Raw genomic sequence first — 2,996 nt, 5'->3', positions numbered from 1 at the left:
GGCGCGGTGTCGAGGCGTCGGGGCCGGCTGAGGGCGGGTGTCAGGGCAGGGAGCGGCGGCGGCGCTTCTCCTCGATGAGCCGGACCAGCAGGTCGTCCCGCTCGGCCACCATGCGCGCCTGGTCGACGCCGGTCAGTTCCTCGTCGACGCCGCGGACCAGCGCCTCGGTCAGGGTCGGGGTGAGCTGTGGTGTGCCGAGGTCGTCCATCCAGCGCTGGGCGGGCGGTCCGAGGTGTTCCAGGGTGTGGGCCATGCCGCCCGGTCCGCCGGACAGGTGCTGGTTGACCAGGGGGCCGAGCAGCGCCCATCGCAGGCCGGGGCCCTCGGAGACGGCCGTGTCGATGTCGGCGACGGTGGCCACGCCCCGTTCCACCAGCGAGTAGGCCTCGCGCCACAGTGCTGCCTGGAGCCGGTTGGTGACGTGGCCGGGCACCTCGCGCCGTACCAGGACCGGCCGTTTGCCGAGTGCGGTGTAGAAGCGCAGGGTCTCCTCGACGACGGACCGCTCGGTGCGCGTGCCCGGCACCACCTCGACCAGCGGGATCAGGTGGCACGGGTGGAAGGGGTGGCCGACCAGCACCCGTTCCGGGCGGCGCGCGCACATCGTCTGCAGTGTGGTGGGCGTCAGCCCGGAGGAACTGCTGGCCAGCGGGGCCGACGGCGGGGCCGCCTCGTCGAGTTCGGCGAGCAGCAGGCGCTTGGCGTCCTCCCGCTCCGGGCCGCTCTCCTGCACGAAGCACGCACCGTCGGCGGCCTCCGCCGCGCTGCCCGTGAAGCGCAGCCGGTCGGGGGCGGCTCCCTCGGCGAGACCGAGCCGGGTCAGGGCCGGCCATGCCCGGCGCACGGATTCCCTCAGCCGTTCCTCGGCTCCGCGGGCGGGGTCGTGGGCGCGGACGTCCAGGCCGTGGGCCAGGAACAGCGCGGCCCATCCCGCGCCGATGACGCCGGCGCCCACCACCGCGGCGTGCCCGGCGCCCACCGCGGCGTGCCCGGCGTTCATCGGGCGTCCTCGGCGCGGCGGCGGCCGTACTCCGCGAAGGCGTCGAGGGCCGACGGGTCGACGAGGGCGCCCGGGGAGGCGACGGCGGCCGGGTCGGCGCCGAGCAGGATCCGTTTGACCGGCACCTCCAGCTTCTTGCCGGTCCGTGAGTACGGCACGGACGGCACGGCGACGATCCGGTCCGGCACATGGCGTGGTGACAGGGCGGACCGGATCCGTGCGGACAGCCGCTTCCGCAGGTCGTCGTCGACCCTGGTGCCGGGGCTCGGCACCACGAAGAGGATCAGTTCGCCGGTGCCTCCCGCCGGGTCCTCGAGGTGGACGACGACGCTGTCGGTGATCTCGTCGGCGTCCTGCAGGACCCGGTAGAACTCACCGGTACCGAGCCTCACCCCGCCCCGGTTGAGGGTGGCGTCGGACCGGCCGGTGATCAGGCAGGAGCCGGCGGCGGAGAAGCGGCACCAGTCGCCGAAGCGGAACGCTCCCGGGAAGGCCGAGAAGTAGGCCTCCCTCAGCCTGCTGCCGTCGGGGTCGCCCCACAGGCCGACCGGCATGGACGGCATCGGCGAGGTGATCACCAGTTCGCCCAGTTGCCCGACGACGGCCTCGCCGTCCCGGTCGTACGCCTTGACGTCGACGGCCAGGCTCGGGCCGGACATCTCGCCGGCGTACACCGGTGTGAGCGGCGACGCCTGCACCAGTCCGGTGCAGACGTCGGTGCCGCCGCTGCCGACGTTGAGCAGGACCCGGCTGCCGAACTGCCCGGCCACCCACCGGGCGCCCTCGGGCGGGAACGGACTGCCCGCCACGCCGATCTGCCGCAGCCGGGAGAGGCCGAACTCCTCGGCGGGCCGCATCCCTTCCCTGCGGCACGCCATCAGGTAGCCGGGACTCGCACCCATGAGGGTCGCGCCGGTGCGCTCGGCGAGCCGCCACTGCTCCCCCAGGCCGGGATGGAGCGGGTTGCCGTCGATCATGACGATCGAGGAACGCACCAGCAGCGCCGACACGAGCGTGTTCCACATCATCCAGGCCGTGGTGCTGAACCACAGCAGCCGGTCGCCGGGGCCCAGGTCCCAGTGGAAGGTGTGGTTCTTCAGGTGCTCGAGCAGCAGTCCGCCGTGGCCGTGGACGATGGCCTTGGGCCTGCCGGTGGTGCCGGAGGAGAAGAGCACGCACAGCGGGTGGTCGAACGCGACGGGCTCGAAGGCGAGGGGTTCGTCGGTGTCGGCCAGCAGGTCGGCGAACGGCACCGCCCCGTCCAACGCGTGCCGCCCGTACGGGACATGGACGACGTGGCGCACGCCGGGCAGCGCCGCGCGGATCTCCGCGACGTCGGCCCGCTTGTCGGCCTCCTTGTCGCCGTAGGTGTACCCGGCGACGGCGAGCAGGACCTTGGGCTCCACCTGTCCGAACCGGTCGTGCACGCTGCGTGGCCCGAACTCCGGTGCGCAGGCCGTCCATACGGCCCCGAGACTGGCGGTGGCCAGGTAGGCGACCAGCGTCTCGGGGATGTTGGGCAGGTACCCGGCCACCCGGTCGCCCCGGCCGACGCCCAGGCGGCGCAGCCCGGCGCGTACCCGCCGTACCCGCTCGGCGAGTTCGGCGAAGGTCAGCTCGACGGGCTCCCTGGTCTGGGAGTGCGCGACGACGGCGACCGTGTCGGCGTCCTCGGGCCGGCCGAGGGCGTGCTGCGCGTAGTTGAGGGTGGCGCCGGGGAACCAGCGGGCGCCGGGCATCTCCCGGGTGGTGAGGACCTTCTCGGCGGGGGTGTGGAACCGGACGCCGAAGTACTCCCGGACCGACTCCCAGAAGTCCTCCAGGTCGCGGACCGACCAGGCCCGCAGTTCCTCCCAGGAGGCCAGGTCGGCCCTGCCGTTGTCGCGCAGCCAGGTCAGGAACTGCTGGGCGCGGGCGACGCGGGCCCGCTCCTCGAGGGGCGGGTGGAGGAGTTCGGGTTCCCGGGGCGCGTGCGGGGTGCTCATCGTGCCTCCTC

Annotated in this window: 2 protein-coding genes; both read right to left on the bottom strand. The window is 73.8% G+C overall.

Translation table 11 applies throughout. The annotated features are described in order from the left end of the window. Positions 1 to 40: 40 nt before the first annotated feature. Positions 41 to 1,000 carry a 3-hydroxyacyl-CoA dehydrogenase NAD-binding domain-containing protein gene (locus tag ACOV8S_RS05590; protein WP_448316408.1) on the bottom strand — a complete coding sequence of 320 codons (960 nt, stop codon included), beginning with the start codon at positions 998 to 1,000 and terminating at the stop codon, positions 41 to 43. Further along, on the bottom strand, positions 997 to 2,985 hold the full coding sequence (locus tag ACOV8S_RS05585; RefSeq protein WP_448316407.1) for an acetoacetate--CoA ligase: 1,989 nt from the start codon (positions 2,983 to 2,985) through the stop codon (positions 997 to 999). The genes ACOV8S_RS05590 and ACOV8S_RS05585 overlap by 4 nt, the downstream gene beginning before the upstream one ends. Positions 2,986 to 2,996: the final 11 nt, after the last annotated feature.

Source organism: Streptomyces sp. CO7 (genome assembly GCF_053474865.1).
Note: the sequence above shows the minus strand (reverse complement) of the source record. Positions and strands in the feature narration are given on the sequence as shown.